This is a genomic window from Variovorax sp. SRS16 (genome assembly GCF_901827165.1).
Classification (GTDB): Bacteria; Pseudomonadota; Gammaproteobacteria; order Burkholderiales; family Burkholderiaceae_C; genus Variovorax.
This window is the reverse complement of sequence record NZ_LR594666.1, coordinates 2,001,095-2,020,376: the sequence shown is the minus strand read 5'-3', so window position 1 is coordinate 2,020,376 and position 19,282 is coordinate 2,001,095. Positions and strand designations below refer to the sequence as shown.

The 19,282-nt window shown below is 67.6% G+C and carries 20 protein-coding genes; 1 reads left to right on the top strand and 19 read right to left on the bottom strand.

Translation table 11 applies throughout. The features are described 5' to 3' along the window. Positions 1-2 precede the first annotated feature (2 nt). Entirely contained in the window at positions 3-734 is a 732-nt protein-coding gene (locus tag E5P2_RS09810) for an ABC transporter ATP-binding protein (protein ID WP_162566906.1), read from the bottom strand. A gap of 34 nt (positions 735-768) precedes the next feature. On the opposite strand from E5P2_RS09810, the gene E5P2_RS09805 reads away from it, so the two are divergent. Further along, positions 769-1,407, top strand: a complete 639-nt coding sequence (locus E5P2_RS09805) for an arylesterase (RefSeq protein WP_174259931.1) — start codon at positions 769-771, stop codon at positions 1,405-1,407. 94 nt (positions 1,408-1,501) lie between these two features. Here the strand turns inward: E5P2_RS09805 and E5P2_RS09800 are convergent, their stop codons facing one another. The 18 genes from E5P2_RS09800 to rlmN all read right to left on the bottom strand — a co-directional run bounded on the left by E5P2_RS09800 (position 1,502) and on the right by rlmN (position 19,220). Beyond that, positions 1,502-1,705: a hypothetical protein gene (locus tag E5P2_RS09800; RefSeq protein WP_162566905.1), complete on the bottom strand. Its 204-nt coding sequence runs from the start codon at positions 1,703-1,705 to the stop codon at positions 1,502-1,504. Between the two features lie 70 nt (positions 1,706-1,775). Continuing rightward, entirely contained in the window at positions 1,776-2,969 is a 1,194-nt protein-coding gene (locus E5P2_RS09795) for a PLP-dependent transferase (protein ID WP_162566904.1), read from the bottom strand. A gap of 20 nt (positions 2,970-2,989) precedes the next feature. After that, on the bottom strand, positions 2,990-3,514 hold the full coding sequence (locus E5P2_RS09790; RefSeq protein ID WP_162566903.1) for a phosphoribosyltransferase: 525 nt from the start codon (positions 3,512-3,514) through the stop codon (positions 2,990-2,992). 29 nt (positions 3,515-3,543) lie between these two features. Further along, positions 3,544-4,875 (bottom strand): adenylosuccinate synthase, encoded by a 1,332-nt coding sequence (locus tag E5P2_RS09785; protein ID WP_162566902.1) that lies wholly within the window; start codon positions 4,873-4,875, stop codon positions 3,544-3,546. A gap of 146 nt (positions 4,876-5,021) precedes the next feature. After that, on the bottom strand, positions 5,022-6,185 hold the full coding sequence (locus tag E5P2_RS09780; protein WP_162566901.1) for an ATP phosphoribosyltransferase regulatory subunit: 1,164 nt from the start codon (positions 6,183-6,185) through the stop codon (positions 5,022-5,024). 43 nt (positions 6,186-6,228) lie between these two features. Next, positions 6,229-6,417 carry a DUF2065 domain-containing protein gene (locus E5P2_RS09775; protein WP_162566900.1) on the bottom strand — a complete coding sequence of 63 codons (189 nt, stop codon included), beginning with the start codon at positions 6,415-6,417 and terminating at the stop codon, positions 6,229-6,231. 12 nt (positions 6,418-6,429) lie between these two features. Continuing rightward, a complete protein-coding gene (gene hflC / locus E5P2_RS09770; RefSeq protein WP_162566899.1) occupies positions 6,430-7,350 on the bottom strand; it encodes a protease modulator HflC in 921 nt (306 codons plus the stop codon). A 19-nt stretch (positions 7,351-7,369) separates the two neighbouring features. Beyond that, positions 7,370-8,731, bottom strand: coding sequence for an FtsH protease activity modulator HflK (gene hflK, locus E5P2_RS09765; protein ID WP_162566898.1), 1,362 nt, complete (start codon positions 8,729-8,731; stop codon positions 7,370-7,372). A 74-nt stretch (positions 8,732-8,805) separates the two neighbouring features. Continuing rightward, on the bottom strand, positions 8,806-9,978 hold the full coding sequence (hflX, locus tag E5P2_RS09760) for a GTPase HflX (RefSeq protein ID WP_162566897.1): 1,173 nt from the start codon (positions 9,976-9,978) through the stop codon (positions 8,806-8,808). Positions 9,979-10,031: 53 nt separating this feature from the next. After that, a complete protein-coding gene (gene hfq / locus E5P2_RS09755) occupies positions 10,032-10,277 on the bottom strand; it encodes an RNA chaperone Hfq (RefSeq protein ID WP_162566896.1) in 246 nt (81 codons plus the stop codon). Positions 10,278-10,481: 204 nt separating this feature from the next. Beyond that, on the bottom strand, positions 10,482-11,831 hold the full coding sequence (gene der, locus E5P2_RS09750) for a ribosome biogenesis GTPase Der (RefSeq protein WP_162566895.1): 1,350 nt from the start codon (positions 11,829-11,831) through the stop codon (positions 10,482-10,484). Between the two features lie 19 nt (positions 11,832-11,850). Further along, positions 11,851-12,993 (bottom strand): outer membrane protein assembly factor BamB, encoded by a 1,143-nt coding sequence (gene bamB, locus E5P2_RS09745; RefSeq protein ID WP_162566894.1) that lies wholly within the window; start codon positions 12,991-12,993, stop codon positions 11,851-11,853. After that, a complete protein-coding gene (locus E5P2_RS09740) occupies positions 12,990-13,703 on the bottom strand; it encodes a YfgM family protein (RefSeq protein WP_162566893.1) in 714 nt (237 codons plus the stop codon). The genes bamB and E5P2_RS09740 overlap by 4 nt, the downstream gene beginning before the upstream one ends. Positions 13,704-13,709: 6 nt before the next feature. After that, positions 13,710-15,020 (bottom strand): histidine--tRNA ligase, encoded by a 1,311-nt coding sequence (gene hisS, locus E5P2_RS09735; protein ID WP_162566892.1) that lies wholly within the window; start codon positions 15,018-15,020, stop codon positions 13,710-13,712. Between the two features lie 11 nt (positions 15,021-15,031). After that, positions 15,032-16,330 carry a flavodoxin-dependent (E)-4-hydroxy-3-methylbut-2-enyl-diphosphate synthase gene (gene ispG / locus E5P2_RS09730; RefSeq protein WP_162566891.1) on the bottom strand — a complete coding sequence of 433 codons (1,299 nt, stop codon included), beginning with the start codon at positions 16,328-16,330 and terminating at the stop codon, positions 15,032-15,034. Continuing rightward, positions 16,327-17,241, bottom strand: a complete 915-nt coding sequence (locus E5P2_RS09725) for a helix-turn-helix domain-containing protein (protein WP_162566890.1) — start codon at positions 17,239-17,241, stop codon at positions 16,327-16,329. Before E5P2_RS09725 ends, ispG begins: the two co-directional genes overlap by 4 nt. Further along, complete coding sequence (gene pilW / locus E5P2_RS09720) at positions 17,234-18,064, bottom strand: type IV pilus biogenesis/stability protein PilW (protein WP_162566889.1); 831 nt, start codon at positions 18,062-18,064, stop codon at positions 17,234-17,236. Before pilW ends, E5P2_RS09725 begins: the two co-directional genes overlap by 8 nt. Before the next feature lie 4 nt (positions 18,065-18,068). Then, on the bottom strand, positions 18,069-19,220 hold the full coding sequence (rlmN, locus tag E5P2_RS09715; protein ID WP_162566888.1) for a 23S rRNA (adenine(2503)-C(2))-methyltransferase RlmN: 1,152 nt from the start codon (positions 19,218-19,220) through the stop codon (positions 18,069-18,071). Between the last annotated feature and the right edge of the window lie 62 nt (positions 19,221-19,282).

Genomic DNA, 19,282 nt, shown 5'->3' with positions numbered 1-19,282 from the left:
GATTATCGAGCGGCAGCCTGGACGGGCCCGGCGTGCTCGTCCAGGCTCACATGGCCTGCATCGATCGTGATGCGGCGCTCGCAGCGGCTGGCAATCCCGCGGTCGTGCGTCACGAGCACGAGCGTGGTGCCGAGTTCGCGGTTCAGGTCGAACATCAGCTTCATCACCTGCTCGCCGGTGGCGAAGTCGAGGCTGCCGGTGGGCTCGTCGGCCAGCAGCAGCGCCGGCTGCACGACGAAGGCGCGGGCCAGCGCCACGCGCTGCTGCTCGCCGCCCGAGAGCACCTTGGGGTAGTGGCCCAGGCGCTGGCCGAGGCCGACGCGGCCGAGCATCTCGGTCGCGGCCTTGCGCGCGTCCTTGCGGTCGGCGAGCTCGAGCGGCAGCATCACGTTCTCGAGCGCGCTCAGGTTGCCGAGCAGCTGGAAGCTCTGGAACACGAAGCCGACCTTGCGCGCGCGCAGCGCGGCACGCTCGTCCTCGTCGATCGCGAACAGGTCTTCGCCGGCGAGTTTCACCGTGCCGCGCGTGGGCGTGTCGAGCCCGGCGACGATCGACAGCAGCGTGCTCTTGCCCGAGCCGGAGGCGCCGACGATGGCGCAAGTCTCCCGCGTGCCGAGGGTGAAATCGATGTCCTGCAGAATGTCCAGCGTGCCGGCAGAGTCGGTGACCGACTTGAAAACGTGCTCGACGGCAACAATTGCTTCGGATCGGCCATCGGGTCGGAATGAGGACATTGAAAGGTTTCGCTTGGTGAATCGACGCCACTTTATCTTGACCGCCGCGCTGGGCGGCATTGCGGGGTCTTGGGTCGATGCCTCGGCCCTGGCTGCGAGTGCGTCCGGCAAGGCGTCCGTGATCCTGGTGCTCGGCGATTCGCTGTCGGCCGAATACGGCCTCAAGCGTGGCGAAGGCTGGGTGCCACTGCTGCAAAAGCGCCTGGTGGAGCAGAAGATCGCGGCCACCGTGATCAACGCCAGCATCAGCGGCGATACCACCTCGGGCGGGCGCGCGCGGCTGGCCAGCCTGCTTGCGCAGCACAAGCCCACGCAACTGGTGCTCGAACTCGGCGCCAACGATGCATTGCGCGGCCTGCCGCTCGCCAGCACGCAGGACAACCTGTTGCAGATCACGAAGACGGCCCAGGCCGCGGGCGCGCAGGTGCTGATCGTCGGCATCCAGGTGCCGCCCAACTACGGCAGCGACTACACGCGCCGCTTCGGTGCGATCTTCGCGGACGTGGCCGCCGCCACCAAGGCCGCGCTGGTGCCCTTCCTGCTCGCGGGCGTGGCGGATGCGCCCGATGCCGCGACGCTGTTCCAGGCCGACCGCATCCATCCGATCGCCGCCGCGCAGCCGCGCCTGCTGGACAACGTCTGGCCGGCGCTGCGCAAGCTGCTGCCCCGATAGCGGGGTCGCAGGCGCCACGAAAAAGCCGCCGCAGGCCATGGCCTGGGCGGCTTTGTTCGGGCTGTCTGTTGCGGCCGGTGCCGCGGATGGCGGCTCAACCGTTCTTGGTCGGCTCCGTCGGTACGGTCGGCGGGTCGCGCTCCAGCGAGGCCACGTCGGTTTCCGGGTCGCCCGGCGCCAGCCCATCGGTGCTCGGCCCCAGCTTGCGGTTGGCCTTTTCCCTCAGCTTCTCTTCCTTCTTCTTTTTCTTCGCAAGCTCTTTCTGGCGCTTCTCGTAGCCGTAATTTGGTGTTGCCACTGCATCTCCTTGGGGGCGCGGCAGTCCGGGTGACTGCACTGATGCGACTGTACGCGATAACCGGCGCGGTTCAGAGGGCCGCGAGGGCCTGTTCCAGGTCGGCGCGCAGGTCCTCGACGTCCTCCAGGCCGACCGAAAAGCGCACGAGCGTGCCCTTGTGCGGCCAGCGGGCGACCGTCGCATCACGCATCAATCCGATGTCGTAGGGCACGACCAGGCTGATCGGGCCGCCCCACGAATAACCGAGGCGGAACAGCTCGAGGCTGTCGCAGAAACGGTCGACCTGTTCGCTGCTGAAACTGGCGTCGAAGACGACCGAGAACAGCCCGGCCGCCAGATCGGCCGCGCCGCACAGGCGCAGCCAGTGCGCATGTCCCGGCGAACCATCGAGCGCGGGATGCAGCACCTGCGCGATCTCCTCGCGGCCTTCGAGCCAGCGCGCCAGCTCGCGCGCGCTGCGGTCGTGCGCCTGGTAGCGCAGCGCCATGCTGGGCAGCGAGCGCAGCAGCATCTCGACATCGCCGACGCCGATGCCGAAGCCCATGCGCATGTGCGTGAGCTTCAGGGCCCGGTGCAGGCGCTCGTCGCGCGTGACGACGCTGCCCATCAACACGTCGCCGCCGCCGCTCGGGTACTTGGTGAGCGCATGCACCGAGACGTCGACGCCCTGCCCGCTGCCGTTGAAATCGAAGGGCGCGAAGGCCAGCCCGGCACCCCAGGTGTTGTCGAGCGCGGTGATCACGCCGCGCGCACGGCACACGCCCACGAGCGCGGGCAGGTCCGGGAATTCCATCGTGACCGAGCCCGCGGCCTCCATCCAGACCAGGCGGGTGCGGTCCGACAGCTTGGCGGCGAGATCGGACGGGTCCATCGCATCGTAGAGCCTGTGGCTGATGCCGAAATTGGCCAGCTCGCCCGTGGCCAGCGCCTTGTTCGGGCCGTAGGCGTTGTCGGGAATCAGCACCTCGTCGCCGGTCTTGAGCAGCGCGAACGCGACCAGCGTGATCGCCGCCAGCCCGCTCGGCACCAGCAGGCACTCGGTGCCGCCTTCCAGCGTCGCGAGCCGCTCTTCCAGCGTGAAGGTGGTCGGCGTGCCATGCAGGCCGTAGGTGTAGCCGGCCTTGGTCTTCCAGTCGCGCGCACGCATCGCGGCGACGTCGGCGAAGAAGACCGTCGAGGCCTTGAACACGCCAGGCTGGGGCGCCGCGAAATTCGCCGGCGGACGGTAGGGATGATGGATGAGGTCGGTGTTGGGCTTGCGCATCCCGCGATGCTAGTCGACCGTCAGACCGACCACTTCTCCAGCAGCTTCTCGGCGCCCATCGCGTCATAGCCCTCGAAGGGCTGATGGATCCACGGGTTGGTCGGCAGGAACTCGACCGAGTAGTCCGGCGTGAAGGTGGACAGCGCCTTGGTCCACAGCACCGCGCTGCGCATCTCGGTGATCGGCTTGTAGTTGCTGCGCAGCATCTCGACCACGGCGTGCAGCGTGTGGCCGGAATCGGCGAGGTCGTCGACCAGCAGCACCTTGCCCGCGATCTCGCCCTTGGGTGTGGTGATGTAGCGCGCGATGTCGAGATGGCCCTGGATCGTTCCCGCATCGGCCCGGTAGGAACTGGTCGACATGATCGCCAGCGGCTTGTCGAAGATGCGCGACAGCACGTCGCCCGGCCGCATGCCGCCGCGCGCCAGGCACAGGATGGTGTCGAACTGCCAGCCCGATTGGTGCACCTTGATCGCGAGCTTCTCGATCAGGTTGTGGTACTCGTCGTAGCTCACGTAGAGGTGCTTGCCGTCTTCGGTCAACATGCGAATGTCTCCTGCTGGTGTTGTTCTGTTCAGTCCGCGAGGTACGGATGGCGCATCATGATGGTGTGATCGCGATCAGGGCTGGTCGACACCATGTGGATCGGCACGCCCGTGACCTGCTCGATGCGCTGCAGGTACAGGCGCGCGTTGATGGGCAGCTTGTCGTACTGCGTGACGCCCACGGTGCTCTCGCTCCATCCCTCGAGCTTTTCGTAGACCGGCGTGCAGCGCTCGATCTCGTCGGCGCCCATCGGCAGGATGTCGGTGTATTCGCCGTCGAGCTCGTAGCCGGTGCACAGCTGCAGTTCTTCCAGTCCGTCGAGCACGTCCAGCTTGGTGATGCAGAGGCCGCTCAGGCCGTTGACCTGCGCGGAGCGCTTGAGCAGCGCGGCGTCGAACCAGCCGCAGCGCCGGCTGCGACCGGTGGTCACGCCCTTTTCGGCGCCGACGGTGCTCAGGTGATAGCCCACGGTGCCGGGCGTGGCCCAGTCGAGCTCGGTCGGGAACGGACCGCCGCCCACGCGCGTGCAGTAGGCCTTGGTGATGCCGAGGATGTAGTGCAGCATGCCCGGACCGACGCCCGATCCGGCGGCCGCATTGCCGGCCACGCAGTTGCTGGAAGTCACGTAGGGATAGGTGCCATGGTCGACGTCGAGCAGCGTGCCCTGTGCGCCTTCGAACAACAGGTTGGCGCCCGCGCGGTGCGCATCGTTGAGCTCGCGCGAGACGTCGGCCATCATCGGCCGCAGCAGTTCGGCATGAACCATGGCCTCGTCGTAGACAGTGTCGAAGTCGATCGCCGGCGCGCTCAGCACCTGGGTGAGCACGTGGTTGTGGAGTTCGAGCAGCACGCGCAGCTTGGCGGCGAAGCGCTCGGGATGCTTCAGGTCCTGCACGCGCAGCGCGCGGCGCGCGATCTTGTCCTCGTAGGCCGGGCCGATGCCGCGGCCGGTGGTGCCGATCTTCTCGACGCCGCCCTTTTCGCGGTAGGCCTCGCGCGCGATGTCGAGCGCGGCATGGAAGGGCAGGATCAGCGGGCAGGCCTCGCTGATGCGCAGGCGCGAGCGCACTTCGACGCCGGCCTTCTCGAGTCCTTCGATCTCCTCGAACAGCTTGGCCGCCGAGAGCACCACGCCGTTGCCGATGTAGCACTTGACGCCGGGTCGCATGATGCCGCTCGGGATCAGGTGCAGCGCGGTCTTGACGCCGTTGATGACCAGCGTGTGGCCCGCGTTGTGGCCACCCTGGAAGCGCACCACGCCCTGCGCGCTTTCGGTGAGCCAGTCGACCAATTTGCCCTTGCCCTCGTCGCCCCACTGGGTACCGACGACGACCACGTTTCTTCCGGTGGTAACGCTCATGATTTCACTCTTCACTTTTCGGTGCGCTTGCGCGCGTCTATCTCGGAAACACCGCGGATCCGGCTTTGCCGGTCCGCAGGTGTTGCCCCCTGCAAGGGGGTTGGCGTAGCGACACGAAGTGCGCGAAGCCTGGGGTGTGCTTCATGCTAAATGGCTTGCACGCGCCATTGGCCGTTGCTCTCGACAAGCTCGCGGTCGCAATGGAATTCGTCGATTTCGCTGTCGTGGCCGGGCAGCACGCACACCACGGTTTCGCCCTGGCTGCGCAGAGCGGAAATGGTCTGGGCCAGCCCGGCGGCGTCGCTCCACGGCGCGCGGATGGCGGCGCGCAGCGGTTGCGCGGGCAGCACACCGACCAGCTCGCGCACGTCGAGGCTGAAGCCGACGGCCGGCCGGTTGCGGCCGAACACGGCGCCGACTTCGTCGTAGCGCCCGCCGCGCACCAGCGCGTCGCTGGCACCGTCGGCGTAGATGCCGAAGCGCATGCCGCTGTAGTACGCATAGCCGCGCAGGTCGGCCAGGTCGAAACTGACGCGGGCGCCTTCCAGGCGCGCGGCGAGGCGCTTCAGGTCCGCGAGCGCCTCGCCAATGGCGGCCATGGCCGGCAGGGCCCTGCCCGCCTCGTCGAGCACCGCGGCGTCGCCGTACAGCTGCACCAGTGCAAGCAGCCCCTCGCGCGAAGGCGCGGAGAAATCGGCGGTGAATTCGCGCAGCGCACTGGCATCCTTGGCGGCGAGCGCAGCGTGCACGCGGGCGAGCGCGGCCGCGTCGGCCGGCACATCCGCGAGCAGCGCACGCACGATGCGGGCATGGGCCAGATCGACGATGACGGTGGCCGACCCGCTGCCGCCCACGCCGGCCGCGCGCAGGCAATCGAGCGCGAGCCGCAGGGTTTCGGTATCGGCCTCGAGCCCGGCATGGCCATAGATCTCGGCGCCGAACTGAAGCGGCTCACGGGTCGCGTGCGGGCGGTCGGGCCGCGTGTGCACGACCGGGCCGCAATAGCAAAGCCGGGTGACGCCGCGGCGATTGAGCAGGTGCGCATCGATGCGCGCGACCTGGGGCGTGGTGTCGGCGCGCAATCCGAGGCTGCGCCCGGAGAGCTGGTCGACCAGCTTGAAGGTCTGCAGGTCCAGCGCCTCGCCGGTGCCGGACAGAAGGGATTCCAGGTGCTCCAGCAGCGGCGGCATCACCAGCTCGTAGCCGTAGCCACGGGCGGTGTCGAGCAGCTGGCGTCGAAGTTCTTCGATGTGGCGCGCCTCGGAAGGCAGCACATCGGCAATGTGATCCGGGAGGACCCAGGCGGACATGGGAGTCGGGGGCGTGGTTAAACCGGGATTCTACCGGGCCGCGTCACCCCGAAATCCAGAGCAGCATCAGGCCAAGGACAATGCTGCAGAGACCGAAGAAGCGCAATTGCCCATCACGCAGCTGCAGCAGCTGGCTGAAGGCGCGCCGCCAGCGGCCCGGCGAGAGCAGCGGCAGCAGGCCCTCGATCACCAGCACGAGCGCGATGGCGCTCCAGAAAGTATCGCTGCTCACACCCGACCGTCGTCAGCGGCGCGGCGGCGCGGCCGTGGTGCTTGGCGCCGTCGTCGTCGATCCCGAGCTGCGCATGGCGCGGAAGAAATCCGACGAAGGGTCCAGCACCATGACGTCGCTCTTCTTGTTGAAGCTCTGCTTGTAGGCATCGAGGCTGCGGTAGAACAGCGCGAACTGTGGATCGCGGCCGAAGGCATCGGCGTAGGTCGAAGCCGCCTTGGCATCGCCCTCGCCCTTGATCTTCTGCGCGTCGCGGTAGGCGTTGGCGACGATCACCTCGCGCTGGCGGTCGGCGTCGGCGCGGATCTTCTCGCCCTCGGCGACGCCGGTCGAACGCAGTTCGTTGGCCACGCGCTTGCGCTCGGCCTCCATGCGGCGGTAGACCGATTCGGTGATCGCTTCGACGTAGTCGACGCGCGTGATGCGCACATCGATGACGTCCACGCCCCAGGGTTTGGCACCCTTCACGACCGACAGCACCTCGCGCTGCACGTCGGCCATCAGCTGCTCGCGGCGCACCGAGATCAGATCGCGCACGGTGCGCTTGTTGATGTTTTCCTGGAACGCGTTGCGCACCACGCGGTTGAGCTGCATCGCGCCCGCGTTCTCGTCGAGGCCGACGTTGCGGATGTATTCCGACGGATTGCTGATGCGCCAGCGCACGTACCAGTCGATCACCACGCGCTGCTTCTCCGCCGTGAGCATCGGTTCGGGATCGATGCTCGACAGCGTGAGCAGGCGCTTGTCGATGTACGACACGTTCTGGAACGGCGGCGGCAGCTTGAAGTTCAGGCCCGGCTCGGTGATCACTTCCTTGATCTGTCCGAGCGCATAGACCACGCCGAACTGGCGCTGGTCGACGACGAAGACCGTCGAGCTCAGCAGCACAAGCAGCACGAGGATCGACGTGGCGATGAATCCAATTCTGTTCATGAATGTGTTCCTCGGCGCATCAGCGAACGTCGCGGTCACGCGAGCGGCCGTCGCGTGACCGCGCATCGCCCACGGAAGAAGGAGGTGCGACCGGAATGACCGACGACTGTGAAGGCGCCGTGCCGGCCACGTTGGGGCTGGCGCCATCGACCGGCGTGGCGGGCGCGTTCTGCGCGGCCTGCTGGATCAGCTTGTCGAGCGGCAGGTAGAGCAGGTTCGAGCCCTGCTTGGAATCGATCAGCACCTTGGTCGTGCTGGCGTAGATCTGCTGCATCGCATCGGTGTACATGCGGTCGCGCGTGACTTGCGGCGCCTTCTGGTATTCCGCGAGCACGGAGCCAAAGCGCTGTGCGTCGCCCTGCGCCTGCGCAATGATCCGCGCCTTGTACGCCTCGGATTCTTCCTTGAGCCGCGATGCGGTGCCGGTGGCGCGCGGCACCACGTCGTTTGCATAGGCCTGGGCTTCGTTCTTGGTGCGCTCGCGCTCCTGGCCGGCCTTGAGCACGTCGTCGAAGGCCGCCTGCACCTGCTCGGGCGGCCGCACGCCGCCCTGCTGCAGGTTGATGCCGACGATCTCGACGCCGACCTTGTAGCGGTCGAGGATGGTCTGCATCAGCGTGCGCACGCGCGGCGCGATCTGGTCGCGCTCCTCGGCGAGGGCGGCATCCATCTTCATCTTGCCGACCACTTCGCGCACGGCCGTCTCGGCCACCTGCACCACCGTGTCGGCGGGGTTCTTGCTCTCGTACAGGTAGGCGCGCGCATCGCTCAGGCGGTATTGCACGGCGAACTTGATCTCGACGATGTTCTCGTCCTCGGTCAGCATGGCCGACTCGCGCAGGCCGGTCGAACGCACGATGGCGTCGCGGCCTACGTCGGTGGAGCGGATCTGGGTCACGACCACGAGTTCATGGCGCTGGATCGGATAAGGCAGCCGCCAGTTGAAGCCCGCGCCCACGGTCGCCTTGTAGCGACCGAACTGGGTGATGACGGCCTGCTGTCCTTCGTTGACGATGAAGAAGCCGGTGCCCAGCCAGATCAGGATCGCCACCGCGATGACCAGGCCCACGCCGAAGCCCGCATTCTTCATGTCGGGCTTGAGACCGCCACCACCGCCGCCATTGCCGTTGCCGCCGTTCGGACGGTTGCCGCCGCCGCGCCCGCCGCCGAACAGGCCGCCGAGCTTGCGGTTGAAGTCGCGCCACAGTTCATCGAGGTCCGGCGGTCCCTGGTTCGGACCCTGGCCACGCGGGCGGTTGTTGTTGTTGTTGCCGGAAGGCGGAGGCGCGGGGGGCTCTCCGTCAGGCCGGTTGGCGGCAGGACGATCGCCGCCGGACGCGGAGTCGTCGCGCCCCCACCGCCCATCGTTCAGGTTGAACATGCCCTGGAACCGTCTCCACACTGGCTTTGCATTCATTCGTTCTGTTCTCTCGTCAGTGAGGTGATTGTGCCCAATCAGTGAGGGGCCTCGTGCAATTCGGGGGCCGGTTCTGGGGTCATGGCCGATTCGTCCGCAGGACGCGATCGCTGTGCGAGCTCGGCCCGGAGCGCCGGGACGCCCTCGCCGGTATGCGCGCTCACGAAGATCCGGGGCACCTGCACGCCATCGATGTCCATCTCGTCGCTCAGATGCAGGGGCTTGCGCGTACTTTCAAGTGCATCGAGCTTGTTGAATACCAGCAGTTGGGGCACGGTGTCGGCGCCGATCTCCTTCAGCACCGCCTGCACTTCGGCCATCTGTTCAGGATGGTGAGGGTTGGACACGTCCACCACGTGCAGCAGCAGGTCGGCATCGACCGCTTCCTGCAGCGTAGCCTTGAACGCATCCACCAGGCCGTGCGGCAGCTCGCGAATGAAGCCGACCGTGTCGGAGATCGAGACCTTGCGGGTCGCGTCGCCGAGGTACAGGTGGCGCGTGGTGGTGTCGAGCGTCGCGAACAATTGGTCGGCCGCATAGGCGCGCGCCTTGACCAGCGCATTGAACAGGGAAGACTTGCCGGCATTGGTGTAGCCGACCAGCGAGATGTTGAAGGTATCGCGCCGTTCGCGCTGGCGGCGCTGCGTGCCGCGCTGGCGCTGCACCTTGACGAGCCGCTCGCGCGTGCGCTTGATGGACTCGCCGATCATGCGCCGGTCGAGTTCGATCTGCGTTTCGCCGGGCCCCCCGCGCGTGCCGATGCCGCCGCGCTGGCGCTCCAGGTGGGACCAGCGCCGCACGAGGCGCGTGCTGAGGTACTGCAGCCGAGCCAACTCGACCTGCAGCTTGCCTTCGTGCGAGCGCGCGCGCTGGGCGAAGATCTCGAGGATGAGGAAGGTGCGGTCGTACACCGCCACCCCAAGCTGGCGCTCGAGGTTGCGCTGCTGCGCCGGGCTCAGCGCCTGGTCGAAGATGACTTCGCTGGCGCGATGCAGTTCGGCCAGCTCGCGGATCTCTTCGGCCTTGCCGCTGCCGACGAACAGCGCGGCGTCGGGCGCACGGCGCTTGCACACGAGGCGGGCGACCGGCTCGAGGCCTGCCGTTTGCGCGAGCAGGCCGAGCTCTTCGAGCTCGCCGTCGAAATGCGGCAACCCGAAATCAACGCCGACGAGAACGACGGCGCCGTCTTTCCGGGGAATCAGTTCAGACAAACGGGATCAGGATGGAAAAAGCGCGGCGGACGAACCGCCGCGCTCCGTGCCGTTCACGCGGCTGCGTCGTCGCTCTCGGCAGCCGAGAAGTTGACGGCCCGCCCTGGCACGATGGTGGAGATGGCATGCTTGTAGACCATCTGTGTCACCGTATTGCGAAGCAACACGACGTACTGGTCGAACGACTCGATCTGGCCTTGCAGCTTGATGCCGTTGACCAGATAGATCGAAACCGGCACGTGCTCGCGACGCAAGGTGTTCAGAAAGGGGTCTTGTAGAAGTTGCCCTTTATTGCTCACGATATTCTCCGTGTTCAAGAGTAGTTGTTGGACCGGTCACCTTAACACAGGGTTTCCGCGCTGCAGCAACAAAGGCCAATGGCCTTCCAAAAATAACGGCACTTAAAAGACGGAACTTGAGCCGCAGGCGCGAGTCATCGGCCGTCATTGGAAGCCAAGCCGCGCGCCCATTCAGTGCGTTGTCAGCGCATGGCCCGCTGGCGTTCAGCCGCGGTCGTCCTTGCCGGCGTAGGGGTTGTGCGAGGTCTTGAGCTCGATGCGCAGCGGCGTGCCGACCAGATCGAACTCCTTGCGGAAGCGTCCTTCGAGGAATCGCTTGTAAGCATCGGTGACGTGCTCCAGCGAGTTGCCGTGGATCACGATCACCGGCGGGTTCATGCCGCCCTGGTGCGCATAGCGCAGCTTCGGCCGGAACATGCCGGACTTCTTGGGCGCCTGGAACTGCACCGCCTCCAGCAGCAGGCGCGTGAGCACGGGCGTCGACATCTTGCGCGTGGCGGACTTGTGGGCCTGCGCGATGGCCTGCCATACGGGGCCCAAGCCCTGGCGCTTGATGGCCGAGATGAAATGCAGCGCGGCGAACTTGAGGAAAGGCAGCCGCGTTTCGATCTGGCGCTGGATCTGCTCGCGCTGGTAGCTGTCGACCGCATCCCACTTGTTGATCGCGATCACCACCGCGCGGCCGCTTTCGAGGATGTAGCCCGCGATGTGCGCGTCCTGGTCGGTCACGCCCTGCGTGGCGTCGAGCAGCAGCAGCACGACGTTCGCCGACTCGATGGCCTGCAGCGTCTTGACCACGGAGAACTTCTCGATCGCTTCGAACACCTTGCCGCGGCGCCGCAGCCCCGCCGTGTCGATCAGCTCGAAACGCTGGCCGTTGCGCTCGAAAGGCACGGTGATCGCATCGCGCGTGGTGCCGGGCAGATCGAAAGCGACCAGGCGTTCCTCGCCGAGCCAGGTGTTGATCAGCGTCGACTTGCCGACGTTCGGGCGGCCTGCGACCGCCAGCTTGATCGGCTTGTTGACATCCTCTTCGTCGGCTTCGTCGTCGGGCTCGGGCAGGTTCAGCGGCTCAAGCGCAAGCTGGACCAGATCGCGAATGCCCTGCCCGTGTGCCGCCGAGATGCCGTGCACCTCGCCGAAGCCGAGTTCGTAGAAGTCGACCAGCTTCGTGCCGTCGTGCATGCCTTCGGCCTTGTTGGCCACCAGCACGCAGGGCTTGCCGAGCCGGCGCAGCTCGTTGGCGATGTCGTGGTCCTGCGCGGACAGGCCTTCGCGCGCGTCGACCACGAAAACCACCACGTCGGCCTCGGCCACGGCCTGCCGCGTCTGCTTGGCCATCTCCTTGAAGATGCCGCTGCCGGCGTCGGGCTCGAAGCCGCCGGTGTCGATCACGATGAACTCGTGCCGGCCCTGACGGCCATTGCCGTAATGGCGATCGCGCGTGAGCCCCGCGAAATCAGCGACGATGGCGTCGCGCGTCTGCGTGAGCCGGTTGAACAGGGTCGACTTGCCGACGTTGGGACGCCCGACCAGCGCGATGACCGGCTTCATCGAAGGCGTCCTTTCACGGTCATTCCGGGCGGTAGCCGAAGACGCCGCCGTTGCGCGTGACGATGACGACCGTGTTGCCGGCCAAGACCGGTGCCGCGGCAATCGCCGAGCCGTCGGGCGTGATGCGGTTCAGCGGCTTGCCATCGTCGCGCGAGAGCAGGTGCACGAGGCCGGTGCTGTCGCCGATGATCAGCGAGCGGCCGACCGCGAGCGGTGCGGTCAGGACGCGGTACTTGAAGAGCTCGGTCTGCCAGGCGCGCTCGCCGTCGCTGCGGCGCCAGGCCACCACGCTGCCGTCTTCCTCGGTGCCGTAGACGAAGCGGTCGTCGCCGCTCACGCCCTCGGCGCCGACGGCCGGCTTGCTCCAGACCAGCGTGCCGCGAGAACCGTCGACGCAGCCGACGTTCGCGTAGTAGGCCCGCGCGCAGAGGCTGTCGCCGACGCGGCTCACGCTGCCGGTCAGATCCACCAGGCGCTCGATGTCGTTGGTGCCGCGCGGCGCGGCGATGGGCGACTCCCAGCGCGACGAGCCGTTGGCCGGATTGATGCCGACCAGCCGTCCGCCCACGCCGGTGACCAGTGTGTCGCCGAAGGCGAACAGCGGGCCCGGCTTTTTCAGCACCAGGTTCTCGGGCGTGCGCTGCTGCGACCAGATGCGGCGGCCGGTCTGGCCGTCCCATGCGCTGGTGGTGCGGTCGGCCGTCTGCACGAAGACGCGCCGGCCGGCGACCAGCGGCGGGGTGTAGGCCTGCGCCGTGAGCTTCTGCCGCCAGAGCACCTTGCCGCCCTGCAGCGCGACGACCTCGTTGGCGGTGGTGACGGCGGCGATCAGCGAACCATCGCTGCCGACGCCGGCGGCCAGCGGCGCGCCCGCATTGGCGCGCCACGATTCCTGTCCCGAACGCGCATCGATCATGACCACGGTACCGTCGCTGGCGCCGACGCTGACCATGTCGCCGCTGACATCGGTCGAGAGCGGAAAGCTCACCGCCGGGATGCGGATGTTCCACGCCTGGCGGATGCCGAGCAGCGGGACGTTGGCAGGCAGTTCGGCCGGCTTCGGCTTGGGCGTGCCCGAGCAGGCTGCGAGCGCGGCAACCAGGGCCAGGGCTGCACCGGCGCGCAGAGGGGGCACGAGAGACGCGAAACGCTTGAAGTTCATGGTGCGGTCTTGGCTGAAGCGGGAGCTGAAGCGGAGGATGGCGAAGGGACAGCAGCCGGCGTCAGGCTCTTCGGGTCGACGCCGACGGCATTGAGCTTGATCTCGACCAGGCGGCGGTAGTCGGTGCGGGGATCGAAGGCGCTCCAGGCCTTCTGGTATTCGGCCTTGGCCTCATCGCGCTTGCCCTCGGCCAGGTAGATGTCGCCCTTGCGGTCGGCCACCAGCGCATCGAACTCCTTGGGCATCTCGCCCGAGAGCTGCTTCAGCGCCTCATCGTAGGACTTGGCATCGAGCAGCTCGGCCGCGAGCCGAAGCTTCGCGACGGCTTGATAGCCCGGGTCGACCGCATGCTCGGCCACCCAGGCGAGCGCAGCGCGCGACTCGTCGTTCTTGCCCTTCTCGTGCAGCGTCTTCGCGGCCAGCAGGCCGGCCTGCTGCGCGTAGGCCGTGCCGGCGAAGCGGTCCTTCATCTCGGTCAGCGCTCGCTCGATGCGCGCCGGATCGCCCGACTGCGCGCTGCGTTCGACCTCGTCGTAGAGCGCCGAGGCCTGCGCGGCCTTGTTGCGCTGCAGGTACTGCCAGCCGTTCCAGGCCACGAAGGCACCGGCCACGAGCAACACGGTCCAGGTGATCAGGTTGCCGTAGGTGTTCCAGAAATGCTTGAGCTGGTCGAGCTGTTCCTGTTCTTCGAGATCGAGAGGGGTGGCCATGCGCTGTCAGTCGTTGGGAGCCGAAGATTGTAGGGTGGCGGCCCACGCGGCCGGATCGGCCAGCGGGCGCGTCGTCTGCGTGCCGCTGCCGTCGCGCAGCGCCTTGACCGTGACCTCGCCGCGCGCAAGTTCGTCGGCACCGAAGACCAGCGCATGCGCGGCACCGCTGGCATCGGCCTTCTTGAACTGCGACTTGAAGCTGCCCAGGCCGTCAGCCGTGGCGGCATGCATCTGCACCCGCACGCCGGCGTCGCGCAGTTGCTGCAGCGTGCGCAGCGCGAGCGGCATCGCAGCGGCATCGGGCACCACCGCGTAGGCGTCGGGCACCGGCAGCGGCACTGGCGTGCCCTGCTCCTTGACGAGTTCGAGCACGCGCTCCACGCCGATGGCCCAGCCCACCGCGGGCGCGGGCTTGCCGCCGAGCTGTTCGAAGAGGCCGTCGTAGCGCCCGCCAGCGCACACCGTGCCCTGCGAGCCCAACCGATCGGTCACGAATTCGAAGACGCTGAGGTTGTAGTAGTCGAGGCCACGCACCAGGCGCGGGTTGACGGTGTAGGCGATGCCGTTGGCGTCGAGGATGGCCTTCAGCCCGTCGAAGTGCGCGAGCGACTCGGCGCCGAGGAAGTCGATCAGCTTCGGCGCCGACTCCACCAGCCCCTTCATCGCCGGGTTCTTGGTGTCGAGGATGCGCAGCGGATTGCTGTGCAGCCGGCGTTTGGCGTCCTCGTCGAGCTGGTCGGCGTGCGCCTCGAAGTGCGCAATCAGCTGTGCACGATGCTGCGCGCGCTCGGCCGGTTGGCCCAGGCTGTTGATCTCCAGCCGCACGTCGGTGAGGCCGATGGCCTTCCACAGGGCATTGGCCAGCAGGACCAGTTCGGCGTCGACGTCCGGCCCGGCGAAGCCCAGCGCCTCGACGTCGATCTGGTGGAACTGGCGGAAGCGCCCGCGCTGCGGCTTCTCGCGCCGGAACATCGGCCCGATCGCCCACAGGCGCTTGCCGCCGTCGTAGAGCATGTTGTGCTCGATCGCGGCGCGCACGATGCCGGCGGTGTTCTCGGGGCGCAGCGTCAGATGGTCGTTGTCGCCGTATTTGTCCGAGCGGTCCTGGAAGGAGTACATCTCCTTCTCGACGATGTCCGTGACCTCGCCGATGCCGCGCACGAACAGCGCCGTGTGCTCGAGGATCGGCGTGCGGACATTGCGAAAGGCATAGCGCGCCATCAGCTCGCGCACGATGCCCTCGAGCCATTCCCAGCGCGCCGATTCCGGCGGCAAGGTGTCGTTCATGCCTTTGACGGCATTCAGTTTGTCAGCCATGGGTAGGAAGCTCAGGCAGCTTGCACGGCGGGTGCACTGCCGAAGCGCTTTTCGATGTAGTTTTCGACCAGTTGATGGAACTCGTTGGCGATGTTGTCGCCACGCAGCGTGAGCGCCTTCTCGCCGTCGATGAAGACCGGCGCGGCCGGCGCCTCGCCCGTGCCGGGCAGGCTGATGCCGATGTCGGCATGCTTGCTTTCGCCGGGACCATTGACGATGCAGCCCATCACGGCCACCTTCATCGTCTCGACGCCGGGGTACTTGCTGCGCCAGACCGGCATCTGCAGGCGCAGGTAGTCGTCGATCTGCTTGGCCAGTTCCTGGAAGGTGGTGCTGGTCGTGCGGCCGCAGCCGGGGCATGCAGTGACGCTGGGCACGAACACGCGCAGGCCGAGCGCCTGCAGGATCTCGTTGGCGATCAGCACTTCCTGCGTGCGCGACTCGCCGGGCTGCGGCGTGAGCGAGACGCGAATCGTGTCGCCGATGCCTTCCTGCAGCAGGATCGACAGCGCCGTGGCCGAGGCCACCGTGCCCTTGGTGCCCATGCCCGCTTCGGTGAGGCCCAGGTGCAGGGTGTAGTCGCAGCGCTTCGCGAGTTCGCGGTAGACCGAGATCAGGTCCTGCACGCCGCTGACCTTGCAGCTGAGGATGATCTGGTGGCCCTTCATGCCCATCGATTCGGCGAGCTTCGCGGAATCGATGGCCGAGCTGACCAGCGCCTCGTACATCACCTGCTTCGCATCCCAGGGCTCGGCGCGGCGGCTGTTGATGTCCATCAGGCTGGCCAGCAGCTCCTGGTCGAGGCTGCCCCAGTTGACGCCGATGCGCACGGGCTTGTCCCATCGCATGGCGACGTCGATCATCTGGCCGAACTGGCGGTCGTGCTTGTCGCCCTTGCCGACGTTGCCGGGATTGATGCGGTACTTGCTGAGCGCCTCGGCGCAGGCCGGATGGTCGGTGAGCAGGCGGTGGCCGTTGTAGTGGAAATCGCCGATCAGCGGCACGTCGATGCCCATGCGGTCGAGCTGCTCGCGGATGTAGGGCACCTGCGCGGCGGCTTCGGGCGTGTTGACGGTGATGCGCACCATCTCCGAGCCGGCGATCGCCAGTTCCTTGACCTGGATCGCGGTGCCGATCGCATCGACCGTGTCCGTGTTGGTCATCGACTGCACGCGCACCGGCGCGTCGCCGCCGACCGTCACGGTGCGCGCGCCCCAGACCACGCTGGCCTGGCGTGAGCGGCGCGCCTTCGGTGCCGCGGACTCGATCGGCAGGCAGCCGAGGGTGCCGGTAGTGTCGGTGTCTGTCATGGTTTGACCTCGAAGCGTGCGACGCCGCCGGAATGCGTGAGCGGCGCCAGGTCGTAGGGCTTGCCACGCACCTGCACGTCGACGACCGATGCCCGGCCGACCACCACCGCGAGCGGCAAGCTGCCCGTCACGCCCACCGTCTCGCCGCCCTTGACCGTGCGCCTCAGCAGCGGCTTGCCCCCGGCCTCGCTCACGGTGATCCAGGAATCTTCGCGCGCCGTGAAGACGATCACGTTGCTGCCGACGGCCGCAGGCGCAACCGCCGCTGCGGCAACAGGCGCAGCTGCGGAAGCCGCGGCCTGCGGTGCGGGCGCCGCCGGCGGCGCGGGCTGCACCGTCTCGACAGCGCCGCCGTCAGGCGCCGGCGCGGCCGTGGGCTCCACGGCCGGGGCGGGCTGCGCCGCGTCGTTGCGCGACATCAGATGGGAGAACGAGGCACCGATCTGGTCGAACACCGATTGCGGTAGCCAGAACAGCACGGCCGCCCCGGCCAGCAGCAGAACCACCACGCCCAGCAGGGCGCGCGAAGGCAGGCCCTGCCCGCCATTGCCCGAGCGCGGCACGTTGGAACGCAGGCTCCTGCTGATGGTGCGATCGGCATCCGCCAGGCCGGCGCGCGGCGCGCCCGGCAGCTTGGCCAGCACCGGCGCGGGATCGATCCGCAGCGCACGGCATACGCTGGCCGCGAGTGCGCGCGCAAACACAGGGTCCGGCAGCGCATCGATGTCGTCGGCCTCGAGGGCAGCCAGCTTCTGCGTCGACACCTTCAGCGCCGCCGCCACCATGTCGATGTGCAGGCCATGCGCTTCGCGCGCCTCGCGCAGCATGTCGCCGGCCGTCATGTGCGCGGTGTCGGGGCCGCCCAGCGGCACCGAGGCGGAGGTGCCGAACTCGCTGATCCGCTCACTCATTGAAGTTTCCGCGCTCGTACGCACTCGCCTCCCGCGATTCGGGGAAACGGCGCTGCAGCTGGCTTGCGAGTTGCGCGGCGGCGTCGCGGTTGTTGAGGTGGCGCTCGACCTTGATGCCCAGCCAGAGCGTCTCGGCATTGGCCGAGGGGCCATTGTTGACACGGCGAATGTAGAACTGCGCACGTGCCCATTCCTCGCGTTGCGCCAACAGCACGGCCAGGTTGAAGCCGATCACCGGATTGCCGGCATCGAGCTCGTAGGCCTGCGTGAGACTGCGCTCCGCCTCGGGGCGCTGGCCGGCCTTCATCTGGCACACGCCCTGGGTCATGAACGTCTTGGCGCGCTCGCCGTAGGTCGGGATCGCCAGCGCCGCCGAGAACTGCGCCTGCGCATCGGCGTAGCGGTTCTGCTGGCACAGCAGCCAGCCGTAGTTGTGCAGCACGTTGGGGTCGCGCGGATTGAGCGCGATGGCGCGGCGAAAGCTGTCTTCGGCCAGGCCCGCGTCGTCGAGCCGCATGTAGACCAGGCCGCGCAGGTTGTAGGCATCGGGGAAAGTCGGGTCGGCCGCCAGCGCCTGTTTGATCTCGTCGAGCGCCACCTTCGTCTCGCCGGCCTGGAAGTAGCCGATCGCGAGTTCCATGCGCAGCTTGGCGCGCTTGCGGCCGGCGGTCTCGTCGGAGTCGGTCACGATGTCGGCACCATTGCCCGCCGTGCTGCCGACGGTGCCGGCCTTGTTGGCGCAGCCCGCCAGCAGCACCGCCGCGGCCAGGCCGAAAAGGACCCGCATCCACAGCTTGTGCACGATCGGAAAGGCATGGCTCATCGCTTCATCGCTCCTGGGCAGTGGGTGGGCTGGTGGCCGCCTTGCGGGCCGGATGCAGAACAACGGTACGCCGCTGCGCCATGCGCTGGGCGGCATGCGTGCGGTCCTTCACATCGCCGGCCAGTTGACCGCAGGCCGCATCGATGTCGTCGCCGCGCGTCTTGCGCACGGTGGTCACGATGCCGGCCTCGCTCAGCACCTTGGCGAAGGCGAGCACGCGGGCCTGCGGCGAGCGCAGCAAGCCGGAGGCCGGGAAGGGATTGAACGGGATCAGGTTGAACTTGCAGGACATGCCCTGCGAGCGCACAAGCTCGACCAGCTGGCGCGCATGCTCGGGCTGGTCGTTGACGCCGTCGAGCATGCAGTACTCGAAGGTGATGAAGTCGCGCGGCGCATGCGCAAGATAGCGCTTGCAGGCCTCGAGCAATTCGGCGATGGGGTACTTGCGATTGAGCGGCACCAGGTCGTCGCGCAGCGCGTCGTTGGGCGCGTGCAGCGACACGGCCAGTGCCACCGGGCAGTCCGCGCCCAGGCGGTCGATCATCGGCACCACGCCGGAAGTCGACACCGTCACACGCCTGCGCGACAGCCCGTAGGCGTTGTCGTCGAGCATGGTGCGCAGCGCCGGCACGAGAGCGGCGTAGTTCTGCAGCGGCTCACCCATGCCCATCATCACGACATTGGAGATCACGCGCTCGTCGCGCTGCAGGTGCTTGCGCAGGAAGTGCTCGGCGAACCACAGCTGGGCGACGATCTCGCCGGTCGTGAGGTTGCGGCTGAAGCCCTGGTGACCGGTCGAGCAGAACCGGCAGCCGACGGCGCACCCGGCCTGCGAGGACACGCACAGCGTACCGCGATCGTCCTCGGGAATGAACACCGCCTCGACGGCGTTGCCGTCACCGACGTCGAACAGCCACTTGATCGTGCCGTCGGCCGACGCATGCTGGGTGATGACCGGCAGCGGCTCGATGCGCGCCGTGGTCGCGAGCTTCTCGCGCAGCGACTTGGCCAGATCGGTCATCTGCGTGAAATCGCCGGCACCTCGCTGGTGGATCCAGCGGAACAGCTGCGTCGCGCGGAAGCGCTTTTCGCCCAGCCTTTCGCAGAACGCGGCCAACCCGTCGAGATCGAATTCGAGCAGGTTGGTGGTGGTCATTGTCAAACCCAGGTTGCGGGCGAGCGCATGCCCTTCCAGAAATACCGCGGAACCGGCTTCGC

Excerpts from the sequence above, each read along its gene's own strand:
- ispG (WP_162566891.1), bottom strand. The coding sequence starts at position 16,330 with ATGACAGACACCGACACTACCGGCACCCTCGGCTGCCTGCCGATCGAG.
- E5P2_RS09810 (WP_162566906.1), bottom strand. The coding sequence starts at position 734 with ATGTCCTCATTCCGACCCGATGGCCGATCCGAAGCAATTGTTGCCGTC.
- der (WP_162566895.1), bottom strand. The coding sequence starts at position 11,831 with ATGAAGCCGGTCATCGCGCTGGTCGGGCGTCCCAACGTCGGCAAGTCG.
- hisS (WP_162566892.1), bottom strand. The coding sequence starts at position 15,020 with ATGGCTGACAAACTGAATGCCGTCAAAGGCATGAACGACACCTTGCCG.
- hflK (WP_162566898.1), bottom strand. The coding sequence starts at position 8,731 with ATGTTCAACCTGAACGATGGGCGGTGGGGGCGCGACGACTCCGCGTCC.
- E5P2_RS09740 (WP_162566893.1), bottom strand. The coding sequence starts at position 13,703 with ATGGCCACCCCTCTCGATCTCGAAGAACAGGAACAGCTCGACCAGCTC.
- E5P2_RS09780 (WP_162566901.1), bottom strand. The coding sequence starts at position 6,185 with ATGTCCGCCTGGGTCCTCCCGGATCACATTGCCGATGTGCTGCCTTCC.
- hflC (WP_162566899.1), bottom strand. The coding sequence starts at position 7,350 with ATGAACAGAATTGGATTCATCGCCACGTCGATCCTCGTGCTGCTTGTG.
- E5P2_RS09785 (WP_162566902.1), bottom strand. The coding sequence starts at position 4,875 with ATGAGCGTTACCACCGGAAGAAACGTGGTCGTCGTCGGTACCCAGTGG.
- E5P2_RS09795 (WP_162566904.1), bottom strand. The coding sequence starts at position 2,969 with ATGCGCAAGCCCAACACCGACCTCATCCATCATCCCTACCGTCCGCCG.
- E5P2_RS09790 (WP_162566903.1), bottom strand. The coding sequence starts at position 3,514 with ATGTTGACCGAAGACGGCAAGCACCTCTACGTGAGCTACGACGAGTAC.
- E5P2_RS09725 (WP_162566890.1), bottom strand. The coding sequence starts at position 17,241 with ATGAGTGAGCGGATCAGCGAGTTCGGCACCTCCGCCTCGGTGCCGCTG.
- bamB (WP_162566894.1), bottom strand. The coding sequence starts at position 12,993 with ATGAACTTCAAGCGTTTCGCGTCTCTCGTGCCCCCTCTGCGCGCCGGT.
- rlmN (WP_162566888.1), bottom strand. The coding sequence starts at position 19,220 with ATGACCACCACCAACCTGCTCGAATTCGATCTCGACGGGTTGGCCGCG.
- pilW (WP_162566889.1), bottom strand. The coding sequence starts at position 18,064 with ATGAGCCATGCCTTTCCGATCGTGCACAAGCTGTGGATGCGGGTCCTT.